This window comes from Dactylosporangium thailandense (genome assembly GCF_059739745.1).
In genome coordinates this window covers 6,685,324-6,708,470 of sequence record NZ_AP029195.1, presented here as the reverse complement: position 1 = coordinate 6,708,470, position 23,147 = coordinate 6,685,324, and the positions used below count along the sequence as shown (strand labels likewise).

Below are 23,147 nucleotides of genomic sequence, written 5' to 3'. Positions count from 1 at the left end.
ATTACGTCAATTGACTGGTCTCGCCAGTGCGTCGCGCAACGCCGCCCGCGAGGTGATGCCGAGCTTCGGAAAGATCTGGTACAGGTGCGTGCCGACGGTCCGCGGCGAGAGGAACAGCTTCTCGCCGATCTGCTTGTTCGTCACCCCGGCGCCGGCGAGCTCGGCGATCTGCCGTTGCTGAGGTGTCAGCGCGTCCGGCCCAGCGGCCGGCAGGCCGCCGATGGTCTGGCCGGTCGCGCGCAGTTCCGCCGAGGCGCGCGTCACCCACGGGCGAGCCCCGAGCCTGTCGAAGGTCTCCAGCGCGGCCGCAAGGTGTTCGCGGGCCGCGCTGTTGGCCTTGACCCGGCGCAGCCGTTCGCCGTAGGCGAGCAGGATCCGGGCGCGTTCGAAGGGCCAGCGCCGGCCGCCGCTGACGGCAAGAGCGGAGTCGAACAGCGCCGGCGCCTCGTCGTCCGGCGCGACGAGCGCGCTTGCCGCATCGACGGTCATGGCCAGCCGCGGGGACATCACGGCGACACCGCAGGCGCGGGCCGCGGCCACATGAGCCCGGGCCTCGGCGATGCGGCCGGTGCGCATCGCCGCCTCGACGACATCCATGATCACCCATAGGCTGTGCGGGACGTGCGACGCCAGCCGCCCGATGGGGGCGATCGCGACGGCGTGCTGGTATGCCCGCTCGTAGTCGGCGCGGCCCAGCGTGTCCAGCAACTTCGCCTGTCCGGCGATCCGCAGGACGAGACCGGCCCGCCGCGGCGTGGCCCAGATCGTCATCCGATCGGTCAACTGCCGTACCTGGTCGTAGTCGCCCTCCGCGGCGGCCAGCATCGCCAGCAGGTACAGGCCGATGCATTCCAGGAGCCGATAGTCGTGGGTGCGGCACAGCTCGACGTGTTCCTCGGCGATGCGCCGCGTCTGCTCCCACTCGCCGGTCATCAACTGGTCAAGTCCGAGCAAGGAACGGGCGTGCAGCGTCAGGGCGACTCCCGGGGCGCGGTCGTCGCCGAGGATCGCGGTCAGCGCCGTACGGCACGGTGTCAGCCGGTCCAGGAACATCGCGGCCAGACCGACCCGGATGCTCCATACCGCGTCGGCCTGCGTGCTCAGGCCGGCGACCGCGGTGTCGAGCCGGTCGAGCAGTGGCGCCGCCGTGCGGGCTGGGTCGTCGAACGTGCCGGCCAGCAGGACGAGCAGCTCGGGCACCGCCGGCGACAGCCTGGCCAGCGCGGCGTGAAACGGCTCCCACAGCTGCGGCTGTCCCCCGAAGTAGCACACCCAGCCGAGTGTGTAGAGGGCCTCGACCATCGTGGGGTTGTCCCCGTCGTACGGCAGCGGCTGCATCTCGATGGCGCCGGACAGCAGCCGATGCGCGGTGTCGATGTCTCCCTCCCCGCTGAGCAGCAGATGATGCGCAGCGGCGACGGCGGAAGCCAGCGATTGCTCACCCGGGCCCGGCCGGGCATCTGCCAGCAGCCTCGGCACCTGGCGGAGGTCACCGGTGACGACGGCACCGAAGTAGGCCGCTTCGGCGAGCCGGCGACTGCGGTCGGCGCCGGCCGGGCTCAGGTCGGCGGCGCGTAGCAGGGTGGTGACCGCGCCGGCGGCGTCGCCACGGCTGCGTATCGCGTACGCGGCATCCTCGAGCCGGTGGGCCACCGTCTCGTCCGGCCCGGTGGTTGCCTGAGCCAGGTGCCATGCGGCCCGTTCCGGCCGGTCGGCCATTCCGGCGGCCAGCTCGGCGTGTGCCCGCATGCGCTCGCCGACCGTGGACCCTTCAACCACGGCCGACCTGGTCAGTGGATGGTGGAATGCCACGCGGCCGGCGCGTTCGTCGACGTGGACCAGTCCCGCCCGCTCGGCGGCGGCCAGTGCCGCCAGGTCCGGCTCTGCGGTGACGATGCTGCTCAGCCGGCCACCACCGTCCAGCGCCGCGAGCAGGAGCAGGCGCCGGGCCGGCGCGGGCAGGCCGCTGATCCGTGATGCGAACGCCGCTTGGAGGCGACGGTTGAGCGGAAGTACGTCCGGCAGCGATCCGAGACCGGACTGCTGGCGGTCGGTGAGCGCCAGCGGCAGTTCCAGCAATGCCAGCGGATTGCCCTGCGCCTCGGCGAGCAGGCGCGTCCGTACGCGGGGAACCAGGGCCGGAAAGCGCTGGGTGACCAGCACCGCTGCCGCCTCGTCGTCCAGCGGCCCGATCTCGTGCTCCGGCAGGCCGGCCCGGTCGAAGAAGGTCTCCTGCCCGTACCGATAGGCGGCCAGCAGCCCGGCCCGGCGCGGCAGCCGGCGAGCCACGATCGCCAGCACCATGGCGCTCGCGCGATCGAGCCACTGCAGGTCATCAATGATCAGCAGGACAGGGCCTGCCGTGGCCGCACGTTGCAACAGTTCGAGGGCCGCGTTGGCGATCATCAGCAGGCTCGGCGGAGCACCTTCGCGGATGCCCAGGGCAACCTGCAGCGCCCGCCGGTTGGCCCCGCCCAGCCGGCCGGGATCATCGGCCATGGGGTGCAGCAGCTGGTGCAGGCAGGAGAAGCTGTGCTCGGCCTCGAACGGGGTGCCCGACGCTGCCAGAACCCGCATCCGGCCCGCTGCGGCGTCATCGGCGGCGGCCCGCAACAAGGCCGTCTTCCCGACGCCCGGCTCGCCGACCAGCAGCAAAGCGCCACCGGAACCCGCTGCCGCGTCGAGGAACGCACGCAGTACCGCGATCTCGTCGTCGCGCCCGACGAGATCCACACCACCAGCAGACGTATAGAGCACGTGGACCGCCGGGGAGTCGCACCCCGAACCCGTGAACCTGTCCCGGTCCGCTGCCGATCCGCCGGGCGGCCGGGGCTCGGCAGGAAGCCGGCTCGGACGTTCCGGCGGCACCGGGTGTTGACCCGCAGGATCACCATAGGAGGTTCGCCCGTACAGGGCGAGGACTGTGCGCCGTTCATGGCAGGCGCGCGGCCCGCGACTCCAGGTAGCGCTGCTCGGGCCGGCTGAGCGTGAGCCGCGCCGCCAGCCGGTACTGTTCCTGCGCCGCGGCCCGGTCGCCGGCCAGCTCCAGCAGGTGGGCTCGCACCGCGGCGGTGCGGTGGTGCCGGGCCAGCAGCGGATCCTCCGCGGCCCGGTCGAGCGCGGCGAGCCCGGCCCGCGGGCCGTCGACCATGGCCCGCGCCACGACGCGGTTGAGGGTGACCATGGGGCTGGGGGCGAGCGCGTGCAGCATCCCGTACAGGGCGAGGATCTGCGGCCAGTCGGTGTCCTCGGCGCGCGCCGCCTCGTCGTGCACCGCCGCGATCGCGGCCTGGAGCTGCAACGGGCCGATCGGCGCGCATTGCAGCGCGTGGGTGATGAGCGCGGTGCCCTCGGCGATCGCGGCCGCGTCCCAGCGGCTGCGGTCCTGCTCGGTGAGCGGGACCAGGTTGCCGTCCGGAAGGGTTCGCGCGGGCCGGCGCGCGTCGGTGAGCAGCATCAACGCGAGCAGTCCGGCCACCTCTCCATCGCCCGGCAGCAGCCGGTGCAGCTGCCGGGCGAGCCGGATCGCCTCCCCGGACAGCTCCACCCGGTTCAGGGCATCGCCGGAGCTGGCCGTGTACCCCTCGTTGAAGATCAGGTAGAGCACGTGGCGGACCGCGGTGAGACGCTCGCCGAGCGCGTCCGGCGCGGGCATCTCGAACTGCGTGCCGGTGTCGCGGATGCGCTGCTTGGCCCGGCTGATCCGCTGGCCGACGGTGGCCTCGGGCAGCAGCAGGGCCCGGGCGATCTCCGCGGTGCTCAGCCCGCCGACCGCGCGCAGGGTGAGCGTGACCTGCGCCGGCACGGTGAGCGCGGGATGGCAGCAGAGCAGCAGCAACGCCAGCTCGTCGTCTCCGCGGACCTGCGGCGTGGGCTCGTACCGGACCGTCTCCTCGCGGCGCCGCCGGGCCGTCTCGTTGCGCAGCAGTTCCACCCGCCGGCGGCCCGCGACGGTGATCAGCCAGTGCAGCGGCTGCTGCGGGACTCCGGTCCGCGGCCACTGCACGGCGGCCGCGATCAGCGCCTCCTGTACCGCATCCTCACAGGCTTCGAAGTCGCCGTAGCGGCGCACCACGGCGACCAGGACCCGCGGCGCGCACTCGCGCAGCAGGTCCGGCAGCGCGGTCACAGGTCCCAGGTGCTCATGTCGAGGACCGGGCGCACCTCGACCCGGGTGTACGCGGCGTCCGGCGCCTTCGCGGCCCAGGCGACCGCCTCGTCGAGGTCGGCGACGTCGATCAGGTAGAAGCCGGCCAGGTGCTCCTTGGACTCGGCGTACGGGCCGTCGGAGGTGATCGTCCGGCCGTCGCGCACCGAGACCTGGGTGGCCAGGGCCGGGTCGCCGAGTCCCTCGCTGACCACCAGCACCCCGGCCTCGCGCATCTCCTCGGTCAGCCGCAGGTGGCCGAGGCCGAAGTCGGTGCGCTGCTGATCGGTCAGCGTCTCCCAGACCGCCAGCGACTGCGGGTTCGACTGGATCAGGATGACGTACTTCATGGTTGCTCTCCTTCGCTCCTGCCCGGATGTCGAAACCGGGGCCGCCGGTTTCGACATCTCGGCAACACGTGAAAGGCAGGACCTGTCATGGATGAGATCCGAGACGTCATCGAACGCAAAGCCGCGCTGCTGGAGACCGGTGACGCCAGGGCGATCATGGCGTACTACGCGTCCAGCTTCGTCGAGTACACCCTCGCCCCGCCGCTGCGCCAGCCCGGCGACGGCCGGGACCCGGCCCCGCTGGAGTCGTGGATGGCCACCTTCGAGGCGCCGCCGCGCCGCGAGGTCACGCGGCTGGAGATCACGGCGGACGGCGACGTGGCGTTCGCGACCAGCCTCGACCGCCTGTCCGCGGTGCCGCGCGGCTCGACCGAGGGCTTCAGCATGTGGTTCCGGGTGACCCTGGGGCTGCGCCGCATCGACGGGCGCTGGCTGGTGACGCACGAGCACGAATCGGTGCCGTTCGAGATGGACGGCTCGCTGCGCGCCTCGGTGGGGCTGGTCCCGTCCGACTGAGCGTGCTCACACCGATGCCGGTCGGAGGGCCCATTCCACCGTGACGGTCACGGTCAGCCGCTGCCGCCCCGGTTCGATCGGCATCGGCGCGCCCGCCCCTGCCCTGTAGTCCCGGCCACCCGGAATCACGTCGCCGGCCGGCACCTCGCTCAGCCTGATGACCCGGCCGAGGGGCCGGCCGGCCTCACGGGCATACAGTTCGGCCCTCGCCCGGGCATCGGCGAAGGCCTGCTTGCGCGCCTCGGTGAGCAGCGCCGTGTCGTCCTCGATGGCGTACCACACCCCGTTCAGCCGCGCGGCGTCGCCGCCCGCGGCGATGGCCTCGGACAGGACGGCCCCGGCCCGCGGGAGGTCCCGGATGGTCGCGGTGATCCCCTGACCGGCGGTGTAGCCGGTGACGCCGCCGTCGTCGTCGCGCTGCGCAGTGACCGTGACGTTCGACGTCTGGAGGTCGGCCCTGGTCAGCCCCGCGCGCACCAGCGCGTCCCGCATCCGGCCGGCCGCGGTGTCGGCGCGGTCGAGGGCTTCGTCGACCGCGGACGCGCTGGTCTCGACCGCAAGATCCGCGGTGAGCGTGTCGGGCTCGCCGGAGACCTCGCCGGTACCGGTGACCAGCACGCTGTCCACGGCCTGCTCGGCGAACGCCGGCCGGCCACCGAACAGCGACGATGCGACAACAACAAGGCTCGTCAGCGCGACGAGCACACGCACGCCGGCACGTGATCGGGACATTCTTCACCTTTGGGTCGTATTTGCCCCTTATTCAAGCGGACCGTGCGGTGCCGTGCCGGACGATCGGCGAAAACGGTGCTCAGCGCCGCTCGACGCGAGCCGCGCGGACCAGGCGAGCGGCCGTGACGGTGAGGACGGCCGCACCCGCGAGGGCCACGGCCGTCCAGCCGAGCGCGGCGAGCGCACCCGGAGGGCGAAATGCCTGGCCGGGCGCCCACGGGTACATGACGGCGGGGACGGTCACGCCCTCCTCGTCGACGCCGTCGATGGTCACCGGACGCGGCGAACCACCACCGTCAGGGACGAAGTCCCCCCAGCACGTCGGACCGTGACGCGGCAGTCCAGTGCCACATTCCGTCGTGCCGACCCGGCCGCCGACGCCGACGCCGGGCACGAACGCGAGCAGCCACAGCACTCCGAGCCCCAGAACGGTCACCCCGACGATGAGGCCCGCCACGGTCGCGACGCGTTGACGCATGGATGCCACCATAGGCACTGCGGTCGGCAACCTGCTTCTTCCGCCGCAGGCGTCCGCGGACCATCGGCCGTTCAGCGCACGACGACCGCGTGGATCATGTACCACAGGACGTCCGAGGCGCCCGGAGCGTCGAGGTCGGTGAGGACGAACGCGAGCACGGCGCCGCGACCGACCCAGACGCAGGTCGTACCGTGCTGGCCTCGGCCGGTGAACTGCGAGCACCGGACTGTGCGGGCGAGGTCCTCGTTGGGGCGGAAGTGGTCGGCCGCCGCGCCGCCGAGCGGGCCGAGGCTGGTCAGGAGGGCGTCCAGGCCGTCGGTGTCGAAGTCGTGGTCGAACGCCTCGCCGGTGCCGCCCCAGATCGTGGCGGTGCGGCCGGCCGGGTCGCGGTAGTACGCGTCGAACTGGTGCTCGACGCCCGGGAACGGGTGGGCGGCGAGCATCGTGGCGGCGGGCGTCTGGTCGGACGATTTCTCGTACTCGATGATGGCGTCGGGTGCCGTCAGGGTGGGGGTCGGGCGGACGGGGCTCGGGGCTGGTGTCGCCGTGGCGCGGGTTCCCGGCGCCGTGCCGGCCGCATGCGGCGCGGTCGCGGACCTTCCAGGGTCGCCCACGACGATCGTCAGGATGGTGATGCCGGCCAAACCGACGGCGACGGCGGCGGCCGGCGCGCGGTGGCGGGTCATGGGCCGGCTGTACGGCGCCTCCGGTGCGCGGGTGACGCGGCGCCAGACGACGATGACATACGCCGCCTGCGACGCCAGCATGACGATCCGCAACGCGGTGTAGCCCATCAGCGCATGGCTTCGGCCGATGAACGCGTCCCGGAACGCGGCCGGTTCACCGGTATCGGGCAGGGGCCGGCCGGCGAGCACGAGGGAGAGGATCACGACCAGCGCGAGGCTGATCCGCCAGATCGTGTTGGTCCAATGGTCCAGGATGCCGGGGCGGTCCGACCGCTGCAGGTGGCGCCGATTGCTGACCGACCAGGCGAGGAAGCCGGCCAGGTACACCCAGATCCAGACCTGCGTGACGGTGCCCAGCAGCGCGGCCCGGCCGAACGCGGCACGAGACGCCGCGCTGGAGATCGGCGCCGGTCCGGTGAGCATCGCGTCCGCGGCGGCCAGCGCTACGACGTCGGCTGCCAGCAGCCCGAAGTAGGCGACGGTGACGGTCAGAAACACCCAGGCCGATAGCTGCCAGGACAGCGGTGGCCGCGGGCGGTTGCCATGCTCTGGGCACCGGTGCCCGTCGCCGGTGGTGAACCCGGGCACACCGCAGATCGTGCAGGGCATCGACACAAGATCGAAACCTTAGCCTTTCCGGTGCCCCCGTCAAGGGCCGCCCACGGGCCTGCCGGAGAGCGTCACGGTCGAGCTGGAGCCGACGCTGGGCTCCGGGGCCGAATTGGACCGCAAATCGGGACAGACAAGCGCCCCCGAACTCCGCATAATGTGAGCCGTTCACACGTACGGGGGACGAAAACGATGAAGACAACGATCCGGGCCGCCATCTCCGTGGCGCTGCTCGCGGGGTTCTACCTGCTGGCCGTCGCGCTCATCGGCGGGCTCGGCTGGGCCACCGTCTGGCTGTGGACCGAGCACCCCGGCGCGGCCGCCGGCAAGCTCGCGTTCCTCACCATCGCGGTCGCGGTCGGGCTCGTGGTCGCGTTCTGGAAGATCCTGACCGCCAAGCCCGGCGAGCCCGAGGGGCTGGCGCTCGCGCCGCACGAGGCCCGCGGGCTCTGGGACACCGCGCACGAGCTCGCGCACCAGGTCGGCACCCGGGCGCCCGACGAGATCCGGCTCATCCCGGAGGTCAACGCCGCGGTCGCCGAGCAGACGCGCTTCCTCGGACTCGCCGGGGGTCGCCGGATCATGTACGTCGGCCTGCCGCTCCTGCAGGCCTTCACCGTCGCCCAGCTGCGCTCGGTCCTCGCGCACGAGCTGGGCCACTACTCCGGCAGCCACACCAAGCTCGGCGCCCTGGCCCACCGGGGCCGGATGGCGATCGTGCAGACCATCGTGCAGGTCGGGCCGAGCAGCCTCGCCGGGTTCGTGTTCCGCACCTACGCGCGGCTCTACATCCTCGTCGAGCAGGCGGTGAGCCGGCGCATGGAGTACGAGGCCGACGAGTTCTCCGTGCGGATCGCGGGCCGGACGGCCGCCGTGAGCGCGATGCGGGACCTCGCAGTCGTGGACTCCGCGTGGAACTTCTTCGTCGGGCGGTACGTCACCATCGGCTGGGATGCCAAGCTCGCCCCCCGCGACGTCTTCGGCGGATTCGCCCAGCTGCTGCAGGGGCGCTCCGGCGAGCTGGCCAAGCTGCGCGACTCGGCCCCGCCGGAGGAGAAGTCGCGCTGGGACTCCCACCCGCCGATCGCCGACCGCATCACCGCCATGCAGGCCATGCCCGACCCCGGGGTCGCCACGGACGATCGCCCCGCCGCGGTGCTGCTAGCCGACCCGGCCACGCTCGCCCAGCGGCTCCAGCAGGCCGCGCTGAACATCGAGGACAAGACGCTGCTGCCGTGGGACGAGCTCACCGACGCGGCCATCGCGGCCCGGGCGCAGCGCGACGTCGACACGCTGTTCCGCGCCGCGGCCCGGATGGGCGGCGCGCCGCAGGGCGACCTTGCGCTGGTGCTGCACATCCTCGAGCGCGGCGGGGCGGGAGACCTCGGCCGCGCCGTCGAGCCGCACGGCAGCCCGCGGGAGCAGCACGAGATCCTCGTCGACCGGATCGACTCCGCGATCGGGCTCGCCGCCCGCGCCGGGGGCCTGGGACGCTGGAAGCACTCGTGGACCACCGGCGCCACCTTCGCCCGCCCCGACGGCATCGAGGTGCCGACGATGGAGATCTCCCGGCTCGCCACCGCCCCCGAGACGGTGGCCGAGGCCCGCCGGCGGCTGGCCGAGTTCGGCGTCGACGTGGCCGCGGTCCGGCAGCTCTCGGCCGTCGCCACCGCGGACGGGGCCGAGGTCCTCGGCGGCATCGCCAACATGAACGCGCCCGGCAAGCTGCACTTCGACGTGCTGCTGCTCACCAACGGCCTGCTGCTCGTGCCGGGCCCGAAGTCCACCGACAACGGCAAGCAGCGGCTCGTGCAGATCCTGCGGTCGGCGCCGGTCGCGCAGCTGGCCCGGCAGCACCGGTTCGTGGCCTACGAGGACGTGCGCTCCGCCGAGATCCTCAAGAACGTGCCGATCAAGGTGCGCCTGACCATGCACAGCGGCGACGTCCTGGAGCTGGCCGAGACCTGGACCGGGGAGTCGCTGGACAAGAACGACCGTGAGCTCCTCGCCGCCGCCCTGAACCCGTACGTGACGGTCTCCTCGGAGTAGAGGTCCTGATTCCCGGACGACGCAATTACTGAAGGTCATCGAACCGCGTCGGGTGCCCCGAACTCTCTCGAAAACGCTACGGGAATTGTCGGGCGCGTTCGTAGCGTACCGGCATGGTACGACGCCTCCTCGTCGTCCTTCTGCTCATTGTGCCGCTGTCCGCAGCGGTACCGGCGGCCGCCACCGCCTCGACGTTTGCGCCGGGGAACGGACGGCTGTTGTTCGTGGGACAGTCCACGAAAACGGCGTGGGACGACTACGCATCGTTCGGGGCCGCCCCCAGCGGCGGCTCGGTCTACTACGAGGTCAAGTCCGGCACCTGGGTGAACCAGGGCCACAAGGACTACGCGACCTTCCTGGCCCAGCAGGGCAAGATGATCCAGGTCGGCGTGTCCTGAAAGGACAACCCGCCCGGCTTCACCGGCGGCGACGAGCAGGCCAAGGCCGCCCGCTCCCGCCAGGTCACCGCGGAGCTCGCGGCCGGGCAGTACGCGGCGCAGTTCAGCCAGCTCATCGCGTTCGTCAACCAGTACCCGAACGCGAAGTTCTTCCTGCGCCTCGACTACGAGGTGTCGAGCTTCTACCACTGCACCGACGCGTCGTGCGCGTCCTACAGGGGGCGTTCGCGAAGATCCGTCAGCTCATCGACGGGGCGAAGCACCAGGACAACGTCACGTACGTCTACCACCCGGTCCGCGGCGAGTACGAGGCCCTGTACCCGGGTGACGGGGTCGTGGACTGGGTCGGCGTGTCCGTGTTCGCGCACGAGGCTGTGCCTGCCGATCTACGACAACGGCTACCTCTACAACGGCACCCAACAGGTTCGACTTCAGCAACCCGAACCACCTCGCCGACTGGTACCCCGGCGACGACGTCGTGGACTGGATCGGCATGAGCACGTTCTGCTGGGACGGCAACTTCCGCCAGTACCAGTGGGCCTGTGACACCCCGACCACCAGCAGCCCGAAGTCGCTCTACGACCGGTCGCTGGCCTTCGCCCGCTCGCACAACAAGCCGGCCATGATCTCGGAGGCGACGCCGCAGGCGTACCGCACCGCGAACCTCGACGCGTCGTGCACGAACGTCAACAACCGGGTCTCTCTGGGCGGCGACTGGACGAAGATCGGCAGCTGGTTCGACCAGTACTTCGCCTACGTCAACGCCAACACCGACGTGCTGCGCGCGGCCGCCTACATCAACAGCAACTGGGAGGCGATCGCCCAGTTCGCCTGCCCGCCCGGCGCGACCGCGGGCTCGCCGAACTGCACCGACGGGTACTGGGGCAACAGCCGCACGATCGAGGCGGAGTCGTACAACAGCCAGAGCGGCACCCAGATCGTGACCACCGCGGCGACCGCCCCGGTCATCGCGGCGCCCGGCCTGCTGGGCACCGGCGGCTGGACGACGTACGAGGAGATCTCCTGCAACGCCAGCAACCTGCCCGCCGGCACGACCTCGATCACCGCGGTGACGAAGGTCGGCGACTCGGCCGACATCCTGGATCTCGACTGGTTCAAGTTCGTCTGATCGGCGGTGTGACCCGGGCCGGCACCGAACCACGGTGCCGGCCCGGCACGGTAATTGTTAAGTATTGACAGATCTCCCTGGGATGGGAGAACCTTCACGAGCGTCGATTCGGCGGTCGGCGGCCCCTCGCCGGTTCATCGATCGGAGCGACGTGAGAAGGCTGCTCTGCAACGTCCTGGCCGCGGCATGCGCCGCCGCCGTCACCGTGACCGCCCTCGGCGCGCCCGCCCGGGCCGCCGTACCCGCCGACCTCACTGGTCTCGTGAACCCGCTGATCGGGACGCAGAAGGAGGGCAACACGTTCCCCGGTGCGGCGCTGCCGTTCGGGATGGTGCAGGTGAGCCCCGACACCGGGTGGGGGACCGGCTACAACTACGACCACACGAAGGTCTGGGGCTTCTCCCAGACGCACCTGTCCGGCGTCGGCTGCCCCGTCGCCGGTGAGGTGCCGCTCATGCCGACCGTGGGCGCGGTGAACAGCAACGACCCGAACACCTACGGGCAGGGGCTCAACCACGGCCAGGAGCAGGCGACGCCGGGCTACTACCGGCTCGGGCTGCCCAGCGGGGTCACCGCGGAGCTGAGCGCGACGCTGCGCACGGGCTGGCAGCGGTACACGTTCCCGGCCGGCACCGAGTCCAACGTGCTGTTCAACACCGCCCAGGCGCGCGGCCAGACCCAGGGCGCGAGCAGTTCGAGCGTGTCCATCGTGGGCAGCGACACCGTCGAGGGATCCGTGACCGTGGGCGGGTTCTGCGGTTCCTCGCCGGCCCACACGGTCTCCTTCACCGCCCAGTTCTCGCGGCCGTTCGCGTCGTTCGGCACCTGGTCGGGCTCCACGTTCACGGGCGGCTCCCGGGCCTCGTCGGGCAGCGGCGCCAAGGGCGGCTGGGTGCGCTTCGACACCAGCTCCGACCGCTCGGTCACGGTGAAGGTCGGGCTCTCCTACACCGGCCTGCCCGGCGCGCGGGCCAACCTGAGCGCGGAGACCTCCTCGGCGGGCTTCAACTTCGACACGGTACGGCAGGCCGCCCACGACACCTGGAACGCCAAGCTGCACAAGGCCGAGGTCGACGGCGGGACGACGGACCGGCAGGTGGCCTTCTACACCTCGCTGTACCACTCCCTGCTGCACCCGAACCTGGCCGGCGACGTCGACGGCAGCTACCGCGGCTTCGACAACGCCGTGCACACCGCGTCCGGCTACACGCCGTACCAGACGTTCTCGCTGTGGGACACCTACCGCGCCCAGAACCAGCTCGTGGCGCTGCTGGAGCCGCAGGTGGCCCGCGACTCGGCGCTGTCGCTGCTCGCCGTCGACCGCGAGTTCGGCTGGCTGCCCCGGTGGGCGCTGGACAACACCGAGACGAACACGATGACCGGCGACCCGGTCACCCCGTTCCTCGTCGACCTGTGGTCGCGCGGGCTGCTGTCCGGCTACGAGGAGCAGTTCTACACGGCGCTGCGCAAGAACGCGTTCGGCACCCCGCCCGCGGCGACCGGGCTCAACGGCCGCAACGGCAACCCGTACTACACCGCGCTCGGCTACGTCCCGACCGGCGTCACGTGCACCCCGACGAACTCCTTCGACCACGACTGCCAGTACCCGAGCTCGTCCACATTGGAGTACGCGGCGGCCGACTCGGCACTGTCCCTCATGGCCCGGGCCCTCGGGCACACCGCCGACGCGGACGTGCTCGCCGCGCGGGGCCAGAACTACCGCAACCTCTTCGACCCGTCGATCGGGTTCTTCCGGCCCCGCAACGCCAACGGCGTGTTCGCGGGCACGTACTCGCCGACCGACGGCGCGCACACGTTCCACGAGGCCGGGGCGTACCAGTACCAGTGGCTCGTCCCGCAGGACCCCGACGGCCTCGTGGGCCTGCTCGGCGGCAAGGCGGCGGCGAACACGCGGCTCGACCAGTTCTTCGCCTACAACAGCCTGCTGAGCGACCCGTCCGGCACCGCGCACAACACCTGGGTCAACGGCGCCTACGACTACTACAGCTTCACGACCTACAACCCGAACAACGAGCCGGACCTCCTGGCGCCCTACACCTACCTGTGGACCGGCCAGCCGTACAAGACGGCGACGGTCCTGCGGGCCGCGTACACGCTGTTCGCCAACGGGCCCAACGGCGTCACCGGCAACGACGACCTCGGCACCATGTCGGCCTGGTACGTCTTCGCGTCGCTGGGCCTCTACCCGCTCATGAACGGCGCGAACTTCTACGGCGTCAGCACCCCGCAGTTCCCGTCGGCCAAGGTCACCGTGGGCACGCTCGGGTCCCAGCAGGGTGGCACGATCACCATCGCCGCGCCCGGCGTGACCGACGCCAACCGCTACATCGGCACCGCGACGCTCAACGGCACCGCGTTCACCCGCACCTGGCTGTCCCAGGCCGACATCGCCCACGGCGCATCCCTCAACTACAGCGTCAGCGGTACCCCGGGTGCGTGGGGGACCGGCGCGGGCGACACGCCGCCGTCGGCGAACCACACCACCCCGCCGGCCGCCCAGCCGAACCTGGCCCAGGGCAAGGCCGCGACCGGCTCGGCCGCGTGCGCCACGACGGAGGGCCCGGACAAGGCCGTCAACGGCAGCGTGACCGGGGGCAACGCCGACAAGTTCTGCTCCGGCGGCGGCTCGGCCTGGCTGCAGGTCGACCTCGGCACCGCGCAGACGCTGAACCGCTTCGTGGTCAAGCACGCGGGCGCGGGCGGCGAGCAGGCGGCGTACAACACCAAGGCCTTCACCATCCAGACGTCGACGGACGCCAGCACCTGGTCGACCCCGGTGACGGTCACGAACAACGCGGATCCCGTGACGACGCACCAGATCCCGGCCACGACCGCACGCTACGTCCGGCTCAACGTGACGACCCCGACCCAGACGTCGGACAATGCCACGCGCATCTACGAGCTCGAGGCCTACGGCCCGGCCCTGACCAACTGGGCGCTCAACCGCCCGGCGACCGGCTCGGCCGCGTGCGCGTCGACGGAGGGCCCGGAGAAGGCGGTCAACGGCACGGTGAACGGCGGCAACGGCGACAAGTACTGCTCGGTGTCGGCGAACGCGACGCTGCAGGTCGACCTCGGCGCGACGCGGTCGATCAGCCGCTTCGAGGTGGCCCACGCCCAGGCCGGCGGCGAGTCGGCGGACTGGAACACGAAGGCCTTCACGATCGACGTGTCCACGGACGGCACGACGTGGACGAGGGCCGTGACGGTCACGAACAACACGGCCGCGAACACCGCGCACCCCGTGGCGGTGTCGGGCCGCTACGTCCGCCTGACGGTCGCCACGCCCACCCAGACCACGGACGCCGCGACGCGCATCTACGAGTTCCGCGCGCTCGGCTGAGCGACACGGGTGAGGCGGCGGGTGATTCGTCTGCTCACCCGGCTCGAACAGGATCGGCGAGGGCCGATGGGGCTTACGTTCCTTGCATGCCTCCGGCCCTCGTTCGCCCGTACGTCCGGGTCATCCCCATCGCCTATATCCCGCCCGCCCCGCCGCGGCGCTCGACGATCCCGCCGCGGCCCGCCCAACCCGTGTATCACCCGCGCCACGTCAGCCCGGTCAACCTCAACCCACCGCAGCAGCCGCCCCGGCGACGACACGCCCGTCGCCGCCGGGCCCCGGCTCTGGCCTGGGGCGCGCTGCTGATCACGATCACGGGCGGCGCGATCGCCCTCAAGGGTGGGGACGACCTGATGACCCAGGCCCAGGCCGCCGAGTCCTCCCGCCTGGAGACCGCGCTCGTGCCGGCGCCCCTGGACGTCGTCACCCTGGCGCCCGCCCCGCGGCGCCCCGACGCTCCCACCCGGGCTCACCACTGATCCGCGGGTTCACCCATGATCTGTATGCTCCGCCAGATGGAGCAGCAGGACCGTGAAGTGCTCGACTGGCCGACGTTCGGCCGGGCGGCCCGCGAGCTGGCGCAGGCCGTCGCCGACGACGGCTTCCGCCCGGATCTGGTCCTGAGCGTGGCCAGAGGCGGCCTGCTGGTGGCCGGCGCGCTGAGCTACGCCCTGGACGTCAAGAGCATCCACATGCTCAACGTCCAGTACTACACCGGCGTCGACGAGCGCCTCGACGCCCCCATGATCCTCGATCCCCGGCCGGACCTCGCCGACCTGTCCGCGGCCCGGGTCCTGATCGCCGACGACGTGGCGGACACCGGCGCGACGCTGGAGGTCGTGCGCGACTTCTGCGCCGGCCGGGTCGCCGAGGTCCGCTGCGCCGTGCTGTACGAGAAGCCCGGCTCGACCGTCACCTGCGACTACGTGTGGCGGCGCACCGAGCGCTGGATCAACTTCCCCTGGTCGAGCCTGCCCCCGGTGACCGACCCGGCGGCCCCGGTCACCGGCTGATCCGCCCCGGCGCTCGGCCCGGGCGGCGTCTCGCGGCTGCGGGCGGCCAGCAGGAACGGCAGCGCCACGAGCTGCAGCAGGCCCGCGAGGACGAACGAGTGCGCGTAGCCCCACACGTCCGCCGCGCGGCCGAGGGCCGGCTGGAGCACGACCCCGCCGCTGGAGGCGACCAGCGAGTCGAACGACAGCACGGTGGCGCGCCGGTCGCTCGGGACGAGCCCGTTGAGGTACGCCTGCCGCGAGGGCAGCACGCCCGCGGTGACGAGGCTGTAGGCGGCGAGCAGGGCCAGCGCGAGGGGCACCCCGGTGACCATGCCGAACGCGGCCAGGACCGCCGCGTTGAGCAGCGCCCCGGCGAGGAGCACCGACACGCGCCGCCGGAAGACCGAGCGGAACAGCGGCGACAGCAGCCCGCCGGCGGTCTGCGCGACGGCCTGCAGCGCCGCCGCGACCCCGAGCAGGCCGTAGGCGCGGTCGTCGCCGGCGAGCTGCAGCAGGTACGGCTTCATCGTGAACGCGACGTAGTAGGACACGCCGGCCGCGGCCCAGGCGCCGAGCATCACCCAGCGCACGGCCGGGCGCCGCCAGCCGTACCGCAGCGACGCCGACACGACCGTGCGCATCCGCGCGAGCGGGCGCCCGGCCCGGCTCGGGGTGAAGCCGATGTCGTGCATGAGCCGCCAGGCCACGGCGGTGAGGGTGAGCAGGAGCGCGGCGCGCACGAGGAAGGGCACGCCGACGTTCGTGGCCTGGGCGATGAACGCGCCGCCGAGGGAGCCGGCGAGGGAGCCGAGGCCGTTGCAGACCTGGGCCTGGGCGAACACCGGCTCCAGCGCGCCGTCGTAGCCCAGGGACCGCAGCGCGTCGACCAGCCAGGCGTCGGTCGCGCCGGAGAAGAACGTGAACCCGAGGGCGAGCAGGACGGAGACCACCGCCCAGATCGCGACGCCCGCGTGCAGGCGCCAGGCGAGCCAGTACAGCAGCGTCGTGACGGCGAGCGTCCCGCCGCCGAGCAGGTAGGACACGCGGCGGCCCCGGGTGTCGGCGACGGTGCCGGTCGGCACCTCGAAGAGGGCGAAGCCGAGCGTGAAGCAGGCGTTGGCGGCCAGGGCCTCGGTGTTGGACAGCCCGGCCTCGAACAGCAGCAGCGAGTTGACGCCCCAGATCGAGGAGACGGCGAGGGCGTTGAGCAGGACGAGCGTCAGGTAGGTGCGCCGGACCGGCCGCATCCTCGCCGCGCGGTCACGTCTCGGGCCGGCCGGCGACCAGGCGGACGGTGAACCGGCCGTGCTCCTGGCGCAGGTCGACGTAGGCGCAGGTCTGGTGCGCGATCCACAGGCCGAGGCCGCCGGTCGCCGAGCGGACCGGGCGCAGGCCGACGAGCGGGTCGCGCGGGCCCGGGCCGGCGTCGCTGACCCGCACCAGGATGCGCCGCTCGGCGGTCCACACCCGCACCTCGACCGGCGGGACGCCGTGGACGATCGCGTTCGTGACGACCTCGTTCGCGGCCAGCATCAGCCCGCGCACGTCGGCCTGGTCGACGCCGCCGTGCGCGCCCGCGGCGTCGACGGCGGCGCGGACCTCGGCCGGCATCGGGTCGACGAGCAGGAGCCGGGGCCGGGTGCGCTCCAGCGGGTCGCGCCAGGTCGAGGGCCGCCCGCGTAGGAAGTCCGCGGGGTCGGCGAAGTCCGGGTTCGGGTGGTGCCCGGCGGCGGTGGCGAGGAACGGGTGCGTGCACCGCACCTGCTCGAGCGCGTCCGGCGGGGTGACGCGCACGTCGTACATGCACAGCCCCCACAGCGGGAAGTCGTCGTACGCCTGGTTGCACGCGGCCTCATAGCGGCCCCACCAGTCCCACGGCCCCGCGACGCCCGGGTGTGGGATCTCCCCGGCGATGCGGATCTGGGCGGACCCGGCGGCCACGTGCTCGGCGAGCAGCTCGCGGTACCGGCGGATCGCCGTGGCCGGCCGCGCGTAGTGCTCCTCGCCGGCCAGGTAGTCCACCGCCCCGCCGGTGCCGCCGGTGCCTTCGGTGCCTTCGAGGCGGTCGCGCAACAGGGCCTGGCGGCGGGGCCCGAACGCCGCCACCACCGGCTCGCCCGCGGCCAGGCCCTCCTCGACGAACGGCGTGACGATCGCGAGGAACTCCTCGTCGGAGTGGTAGAGGGCGGCCTCGTGGAAGAACCCGCGGTGCCCGGCCGGGGCGCCGGCCCTCACGCGTCCGCCTGCCGGACGAGATCGAGCAGCCCGGCCAGCCGCTTGCTCGCGCCGGCCAGCCGCACGCCGGGCACCCGGCGGGCGGTGGCCACGAGCGCGGCGGCCGCGGCGACGTCGGCGAACTCCAGGCCGGACAGGTCGATGGTGAGCGGGTCGTCGCCGGGCAGGTCGTCGCGCAGCCCGTCGAGGACGGCGGCGAGCGCGGCCCGGTTCGCGATGTCGGCCTCGCCGGTCAGCGCCAGGCCCCGGGGCTCGCTCGTGTGCCGCATCCGCAGCTGGGGCGGCTGGGGATCGCCGGGCTCGACGGTGCCGGGGTGGGTGGCGATGAAGCGCCGCAGCCGCGCCGGCGTGAACGTGCCCCGGTCGTAGAGGCAGACCCCGCGGGCGAAGCCGCCGGCGAAGATGCGGTTCACCTCGGCCTCGTACCAGGGCAGGCGCTCGGTGCCGGGCACCGCGCCGGTGGCCCAGCTCATGTCGGCGATGACCCGCAGGCCCGGGTGGCCCTCGTCGCGGGCCCGGGCGATCACGCCGTGCCAGCCGGCCGCGGTCCGCTCGGCGTCGAAGCGCCCGGTGGCCAGGTAGCTCTCCGCGGCGCTGCCGATCATGAGCTGCCCCCGGGCGAGCGCGTCGGAGATCCGCGGGTCGTGGCCCGCGAACGCGGCGGCGAGCTCGCGCGGGTCGTCCTGGACGGTGCAGCAGATGACCTTGTCGCCCTCGTCGAGGGCGCCGCGGACGAAGCTCTCCATGATCCCGGTGCGCACGCCGTCGCCGCTGAACGGGACGCAGACGTGGTCGCCGGCCTGCAGCCCGGCCAGGGTCGCGGTGCCCACCACGTCGTCACCTCACTCGCAGTGCTCGGATCATCACACGGTACCGTGAACGGTGATCATCACCGATGGCTGGGCGCTGGTTCCATCCCGCGGGCTACACCGCCTGGCCGAACGGCCTAGCCCGATCAGTTGTCTCGGCGCCCTGGCGGAGCACCCGCCGGACGAACTGCTCGAACTCCGCGGCCGAGTCGCCGGTCCACACCATCCCATGCTCGCGGATGATGAACCAGTCCGTCGACTTCGCGCGCAGCTCGGCGAAGAACCGCCGCCCCGCCTCGAACCGTCCACACTCGACGGTTTCGGCGGTCACCAGCTCGCGGTGGCGGGACCCGCGGGTCAGCTCGCGGTGGTGGAAGTGCACGATGAGCCGCGGCCGCCGCCCGTGCATGCTCAGCAGCGTGCTCAGCATCAGGTATTCGGGCGCGTCCGAGCTCGGCAGCCGCGGCCCGGTGTAGGTCAGCGCCCGCCGCCCCTCGTCGTAGGAGGTCACGAGGTCGAAGTCGGCCGCGGTCATGAGGGTCTTGTCGGTGACCGTCTGCGACACGAACCAGTGCCCGTCGTGCGAGAACAGGATCGACCCGTCCGTCCACGGCTTGCGCTGCCAGAGCCGGTGCTCCCGGTGCACCCGGGCCAGCTGCGCGATCTCCCCGGCGTGCCTGGCGCCGAGCCGCTCCCGCGCCGCGGTGTCGACGGGTTCGAGGCTGCGCGTCGGGGTGTACTTCACCCGGATCGTCTCGCCGATGACGTTGACGTACACGTCCTGCCAGGTGTTCGTCCGGATGCCGCGCCGCCGGTCGATCTCGTCGGGGTAGATGGCGTTGACGTCGAGCTCGTCGCACAGCTCGGGCACGGCGGTGCGGGCCCGCTCGTAGCCGGGCCGGTCCTGCCCGTCGGCGGTCAGCTCGTAGGCCGAGAGCACGTTCGTGCGCACCCCGGCGGCGGCGAGCGCGGCGAGGTACGCCTTCTCGTCCTCGCCCATGCCGAGCGGGTCGGTCGGCCCGTAGACGACGTAGGTGATGAGGCCCGGCCGCGGCGTGGGCAGCTCCCCGAACGCGAGCGGCTCGACGGAGAGCCCGAATTCGGCGCGCAGCGCGAGGAACGCCGGCCGGACGACCTCCCGCAGTGCCCAGCCCCCGTGCGGCGAGCGCGGATTGATCACGTAGAAGCAGCGGACCTCGGCCGGGCCCCGTTTGTGGCAATAGTCGGATGCCTGTGCATCCCCCGACGTCAGCGCCGCAGTGACCACGCGGTCACTCTACATTGACCGTCCGTTCTCGCACGTCGAGCGGATTCGCCCCGCGAACCGTGCGGCGGTTAGAACCCGCCGGCGCCTGGGGAACCGGACGGGTTCCGGGCCTCGCCGGCGTCAGGCGGTGTGCTGGTACACGACCTGCCAGTTTCCGGCCACGACCCGCAGCAGCATGCTCAGGTGGTGCCCGCCGCACCGGGCGGAGCACAGGGCCTCCCAGCGGCCGGTGCCGATCAGCCACTCGACGTCGTGCAGCGCGCGGTCGTCCCGGAGCAGCGCGGGGACCACCGCGTCCCGCCCGCGCAGCGCGACCCCGTGCCGCCAGGCCACCGCACCGGCGTCGACCAGCTCCGGCAGCCGCTCCGGCGGCGAAGTCGCGCGCCGCGTAGACCCCGCGCCCGCCGAGCGCCCCGTCGCCGATCCGCACACCCTCCACCCGGATCAATCTAGTGGCGCACGACGGGACCGGTGTTCCCCGCGCGTCGCTGTGTGGATCGCAGACTGAAAAATTTGCATACTTGACGCGTCAGCTCTGAGAGTGTTTTCTGCAAATACTTGCGCGCGCCGCTACGCGCGCAGGTTCCAGAGAGGACACCTCATGCCACGAGCATCGATGCGTGCGGCGCGGCGGGCGGTGGCGCCCCTCGCCGTCGCCGCCCTGGTCGGCACCGCGCTCACCGTCGCCTCCACCCCCGCCCAGGCCGCCACCGCCGGGGCCACGACACCGTTCACCAGCTACGAGGCCGAGGCCGGGACCCTCGGTGGCGGCGCGACGACGGTCGCGCTGACCGCGGCGCCGACCACGCAGTACTCCAGCGCGGCCCTGGAGGCGTCCGGCCACGCGTACGCGCACCTCGCCGCCACCGGCCAGAAGGTGCAGTGGACGAACACGACCGGCCGGCCGATCAGCGCGATCGTGGTGCGCGCCAGCATCCCCGACGCGCCCGGCGGCGGCGGGATCACCGCCTCGCTGAACCTGTACGTCGACGGCGCCTACCGCCAGGCGCTCACCCTGACGTCGAAGCAGTCGTGGGTCTACGAGGGCAACAACCACTACAACGACAGCGCCGACCAGAACCCGGCCGACGGGAACCCGCGGGTGTTCTTCGACGAGGCCCGGACCTTCGTCACCGGCGCGCCCATCGCGCCCGGCGGGACCTTCGCGCTGCAGCGCGACGCGGCGAACACGGCCGCGTTCTACGACATCGACGTCGTCGACGTGGAGAACCCGGCCCCGATCGCCCAGCCGGCGAACTCGATCTCGATCACCTCGTGCGGCGCGGCCGCGGACAACCCGAACCTGGACAGCACCGGGCCGATCCAGACCTGCATCAACCAGGCCCAGTCGCAGGCCAGGACGCTGTGGATCCCGGCCGGGACCTTCTACCTCAAGGGGACCAGCGGGCTGCACGCGACCGGCATCACGATCGCGGGCGCGGGGCCCTGGTACAGCACGATCTACCGGGCCGTGCCGCTGCCGAACCCGCAGCCCCTGGGCGCCGTCTTCGACCTCACGTCGTGCACGGTGAAGGACTTCCACATCGACTCCAACGCCACGAGCCGGGCCTCGGTGGACGGCGCCGGCGGCGCGATGGACACCACCGGCACCAACTGGGTCGCGGACGACATCTGGACCCAGCACACGCTGTCCGGATTCTGGGCGTCCGGCACCGGCGGCCAGGTCCGCAACAGCCGGCTCACCACCATCTGGGCCGACGGCATCAACCTCAACAACGTGTCGCTGAACAACTCGGTCGGCAACAACCTCAGCGCCACCAACAACTTCGTCCGGGGGACCGGCGACGACGGCATGGCGATCAACTCGGTGAACTACAACACCGACGCCAACGGCAACCGCACGTACTACACCCCGATGGCGAACATCTCGTTCACCAACAACACGATCGTCGCGCCGTGGGGCGGCAAGGGCATCGGGATCTACGGCGGCGGCGGGCACGACGTGCAGTACAACGCGATCAGTGACACCGCCCGCTACATCGGCCTCGGCGCCGGCCGCTTCGGCGTCAACGGCAGCGACCTGCTCGGCGCGACCGTCTCCAACAACGTCGTGACCCGCTCGGGCGGCAACGGCTACAGCCAGGGCCAGCCGGCGCTGCAGATCGGCAACGGTGGCGACGGGCAGAACGTCGGCGTCGTCGACCGCGTCACGGCGGCGAACAACACCGTCGTGAGCTCGCTGTACGACGGCATCGGCTTCTCCCAGTCGACGAACACGCTGCTGCAGAACAACACCGTCACCAACCCCGGCCGCAACGGCGTCGTCGTCGCGCCGCCGTTCTACCCGGCCCCGAGCGGCTCGGCGAGCATCACCGGCAACACGGTGACCGGGCTCAAGAGCGGTTCCACGGCGTACCTCAACAACTCCGCCGGCTTCGCGGCCACCCTGAGCGGCAACAGCTGGCAGGGCGGGGGCGGCCCGGTGGAGGCCCCGTTCGGCGGCACCCCCGCGGCGATCCCGGGCACCGTGCAGGCCGAGAACTACGACACCGGCGGCCAGGGGCTCGCGTACAGCGTGAACTCGGTCAACGGCACCGGCAACGGCTACCGCGCGGACGGCGTCGACCTGGAGTCCACTTCGGACACCGGCGGCGGCTACAACCTCGGCTGGACCAGCGGCGGGCAGTGGTTCCGGTACACGGTGAACGTCGCCGCGGCCGGCCAGTACACGCTCACGGCCCGGGTCGCGGCCCCGAGCGCGGTGACCGGCGCCCTGCACATCGCGAACGCGGCCGGGGCCAACCTGACCGGCGCGGTGAACCTGCCGGCCACCGGCGACTGGCAGGCGTGGGGGAGCGCCACGGCGACGCTCACGCTCCCGGCCGGCCAGCAGGTGCTCACGCTCGTGCAGGACAACGGCGGCTGGAACCTCAACAGCCTCCAGTTCACGCAGGGCGGCGGCACGCCCACGCCGACCAACCTCGCGGCCGGGCGGGCCACCTCGGAGTCGTCGCACAACCAGGTGTACGGCTCGGGCAACGTCACCGACTCGAACCAGGGCACCTACTGGGAGAGTGCGAACAACGCGTTCCCGCAGTGGGTGCAGGTCGACCTCGGCTCGGCCCGCTCGGCCACGAAGGTCGTGCTGCAGCTGCCGGCGTCCTGGGGCGCGCGCAACCAGACCCTGACGCTGAGCGCGTCCGGCGACGGCACCTCGTTCACCACCGTCGCCTCGGGGACCTACACCTTCAACCCGTCCGTGACGCTCACGTTCCCCGCGACGACGCAGCGGTACTGGCGCGTGACGATCACCGCCAACACCGGCTGGCCCGCCGGGCAGATCTCGGAGTTCCAGGTCTGGAACATGTAGATTTCATGTGACAAGTAACAACGTAAGGCCACGTCCGGCGGCGGGTTTATGC

19 protein-coding genes are annotated in these 23,147 nt (G+C 72.2%); 8 read left to right on the top strand and 11 right to left on the bottom strand.

The window, feature by feature from the left end:
• Positions 1-6 precede the first annotated feature (6 nt).
• From AC6JBM_RS29550 to AC6JBM_RS29540, 3 genes are all read right to left on the bottom strand, one after another.
• A complete protein-coding gene (locus AC6JBM_RS29550; protein ID WP_497977313.1) occupies positions 7-2,733 on the bottom strand; it encodes a helix-turn-helix transcriptional regulator in 2,727 nt (908 codons plus the stop codon).
• Between the two features lie 199 nt (positions 2,734-2,932).
• The gene (locus tag AC6JBM_RS29545; RefSeq protein ID WP_497986548.1) at positions 2,933-4,138 is read right to left on the bottom strand and encodes an RNA polymerase sigma factor; all 1,206 of its coding nucleotides are present in this window, start codon (positions 4,136-4,138) and stop codon (positions 2,933-2,935) included.
• On the bottom strand, positions 4,126-4,497 hold the full coding sequence (locus tag AC6JBM_RS29540; RefSeq protein ID WP_497977312.1) for a YciI family protein: 372 nt from the start codon (positions 4,495-4,497) through the stop codon (positions 4,126-4,128). The genes AC6JBM_RS29545 and AC6JBM_RS29540 overlap by 13 nt, the downstream gene beginning before the upstream one ends.
• An 87-nt stretch (positions 4,498-4,584) precedes the next feature.
• Between AC6JBM_RS29540 and AC6JBM_RS29535 the strand changes: the two genes are divergently transcribed.
• Complete coding sequence (locus AC6JBM_RS29535) at positions 4,585-5,013, top strand: YybH family protein (RefSeq protein WP_497977311.1); 429 nt, start codon at positions 4,585-4,587, stop codon at positions 5,011-5,013.
• 6 nt (positions 5,014-5,019) lie between these two features.
• Here AC6JBM_RS29535 and AC6JBM_RS29530 read toward each other — a convergent pair whose 3' ends face one another.
• The 3 genes from AC6JBM_RS29530 to AC6JBM_RS29520 all read right to left on the bottom strand — a co-directional run bounded on the left by AC6JBM_RS29530 (position 5,020) and on the right by AC6JBM_RS29520 (position 7,497).
• A complete protein-coding gene (locus AC6JBM_RS29530) occupies positions 5,020-5,745 on the bottom strand; it encodes an SIMPL domain-containing protein (protein ID WP_497977310.1) in 726 nt (241 codons plus the stop codon).
• A gap of 79 nt (positions 5,746-5,824) precedes the next feature.
• The gene (locus tag AC6JBM_RS29525; RefSeq protein WP_497977309.1) at positions 5,825-6,223 is read right to left on the bottom strand and encodes a hypothetical protein; all 399 of its coding nucleotides are present in this window, start codon (positions 6,221-6,223) and stop codon (positions 5,825-5,827) included.
• A gap of 71 nt (positions 6,224-6,294) precedes the next feature.
• Complete coding sequence (locus AC6JBM_RS29520) at positions 6,295-7,497, bottom strand: hypothetical protein (protein WP_497977308.1); 1,203 nt, start codon at positions 7,495-7,497, stop codon at positions 6,295-6,297.
• A gap of 213 nt (positions 7,498-7,710) precedes the next feature.
• On the opposite strand from AC6JBM_RS29520, the gene AC6JBM_RS29515 reads away from it, so the two are divergent.
• The 6 genes from AC6JBM_RS29515 to AC6JBM_RS29490 all read left to right on the top strand — a co-directional run bounded on the left by AC6JBM_RS29515 (position 7,711) and on the right by AC6JBM_RS29490 (position 15,471).
• Positions 7,711-9,567 carry a M48 family metallopeptidase gene (locus AC6JBM_RS29515; protein WP_497977307.1) on the top strand — a complete coding sequence of 619 codons (1,857 nt, stop codon included), beginning with the start codon at positions 7,711-7,713 and terminating at the stop codon, positions 9,565-9,567.
• A 113-nt stretch (positions 9,568-9,680) separates the two neighbouring features.
• Entirely contained in the window at positions 9,681-9,965 is a 285-nt protein-coding gene (locus AC6JBM_RS29510) for a hypothetical protein (protein ID WP_497977306.1), read from the top strand.
• 478 nt (positions 9,966-10,443) lie between these two features.
• Positions 10,444-11,094, top strand: a complete 651-nt coding sequence (locus AC6JBM_RS29505; protein WP_497977305.1) for a carbohydrate-binding protein — start codon at positions 10,444-10,446, stop codon at positions 11,092-11,094.
• A 151-nt stretch (positions 11,095-11,245) separates the two neighbouring features.
• Positions 11,246-14,458, top strand: a complete 3,213-nt coding sequence (locus AC6JBM_RS29500; protein WP_497977304.1) for a GH92 family glycosyl hydrolase — start codon at positions 11,246-11,248, stop codon at positions 14,456-14,458.
• Between the two features lie 86 nt (positions 14,459-14,544).
• Positions 14,545-14,937, top strand: coding sequence for a hypothetical protein (locus tag AC6JBM_RS29495; protein WP_497977303.1), 393 nt, complete (start codon positions 14,545-14,547; stop codon positions 14,935-14,937).
• 36 nt (positions 14,938-14,973) lie between these two features.
• Positions 14,974-15,471: a phosphoribosyltransferase gene (locus tag AC6JBM_RS29490; protein WP_497977302.1), complete on the top strand. Its 498-nt coding sequence runs from the start codon at positions 14,974-14,976 to the stop codon at positions 15,469-15,471.
• On the opposite strand, the gene AC6JBM_RS29485 is transcribed toward AC6JBM_RS29490, so the two are convergent.
• The 5 genes from AC6JBM_RS29485 to AC6JBM_RS29465 form a co-directional block, all read right to left on the bottom strand.
• Positions 15,381-16,700 carry an MFS transporter gene (locus tag AC6JBM_RS29485; protein WP_497977301.1) on the bottom strand — a complete coding sequence of 440 codons (1,320 nt, stop codon included), beginning with the start codon at positions 16,698-16,700 and terminating at the stop codon, positions 15,381-15,383. The genes AC6JBM_RS29490 and AC6JBM_RS29485 overlap by 91 nt on opposite strands.
• Before the next feature lie 13 nt (positions 16,701-16,713).
• Complete coding sequence (locus tag AC6JBM_RS29480; RefSeq protein WP_497977300.1) at positions 16,714-17,688, bottom strand: anti-sigma factor RsbA family regulatory protein; 975 nt, start codon at positions 17,686-17,688, stop codon at positions 16,714-16,716.
• On the bottom strand, positions 17,685-18,521 hold the full coding sequence (locus tag AC6JBM_RS29475) for an MEDS domain-containing protein (protein WP_497977299.1): 837 nt from the start codon (positions 18,519-18,521) through the stop codon (positions 17,685-17,687). Before AC6JBM_RS29475 ends, AC6JBM_RS29480 begins: the two co-directional genes overlap by 4 nt.
• 91 nt (positions 18,522-18,612) lie before the next feature.
• Positions 18,613-19,764, bottom strand: coding sequence for a hypothetical protein (locus AC6JBM_RS29470; RefSeq protein WP_497977298.1), 1,152 nt, complete (start codon positions 19,762-19,764; stop codon positions 18,613-18,615).
• Positions 19,765-19,884: 120 nt separating this feature from the next.
• Positions 19,885-20,097: a hypothetical protein gene (locus AC6JBM_RS29465; RefSeq protein ID WP_497977297.1), complete on the bottom strand. Its 213-nt coding sequence runs from the start codon at positions 20,095-20,097 to the stop codon at positions 19,885-19,887.
• Between the two features lie 268 nt (positions 20,098-20,365).
• On the opposite strand from AC6JBM_RS29465, the gene AC6JBM_RS29460 reads away from it, so the two are divergent.
• Positions 20,366-23,095 carry a carbohydrate-binding protein gene (locus AC6JBM_RS29460; RefSeq protein WP_497977296.1) on the top strand — a complete coding sequence of 910 codons (2,730 nt, stop codon included), beginning with the start codon at positions 20,366-20,368 and terminating at the stop codon, positions 23,093-23,095.
• Positions 23,096-23,147: the final 52 nt, after the last annotated feature.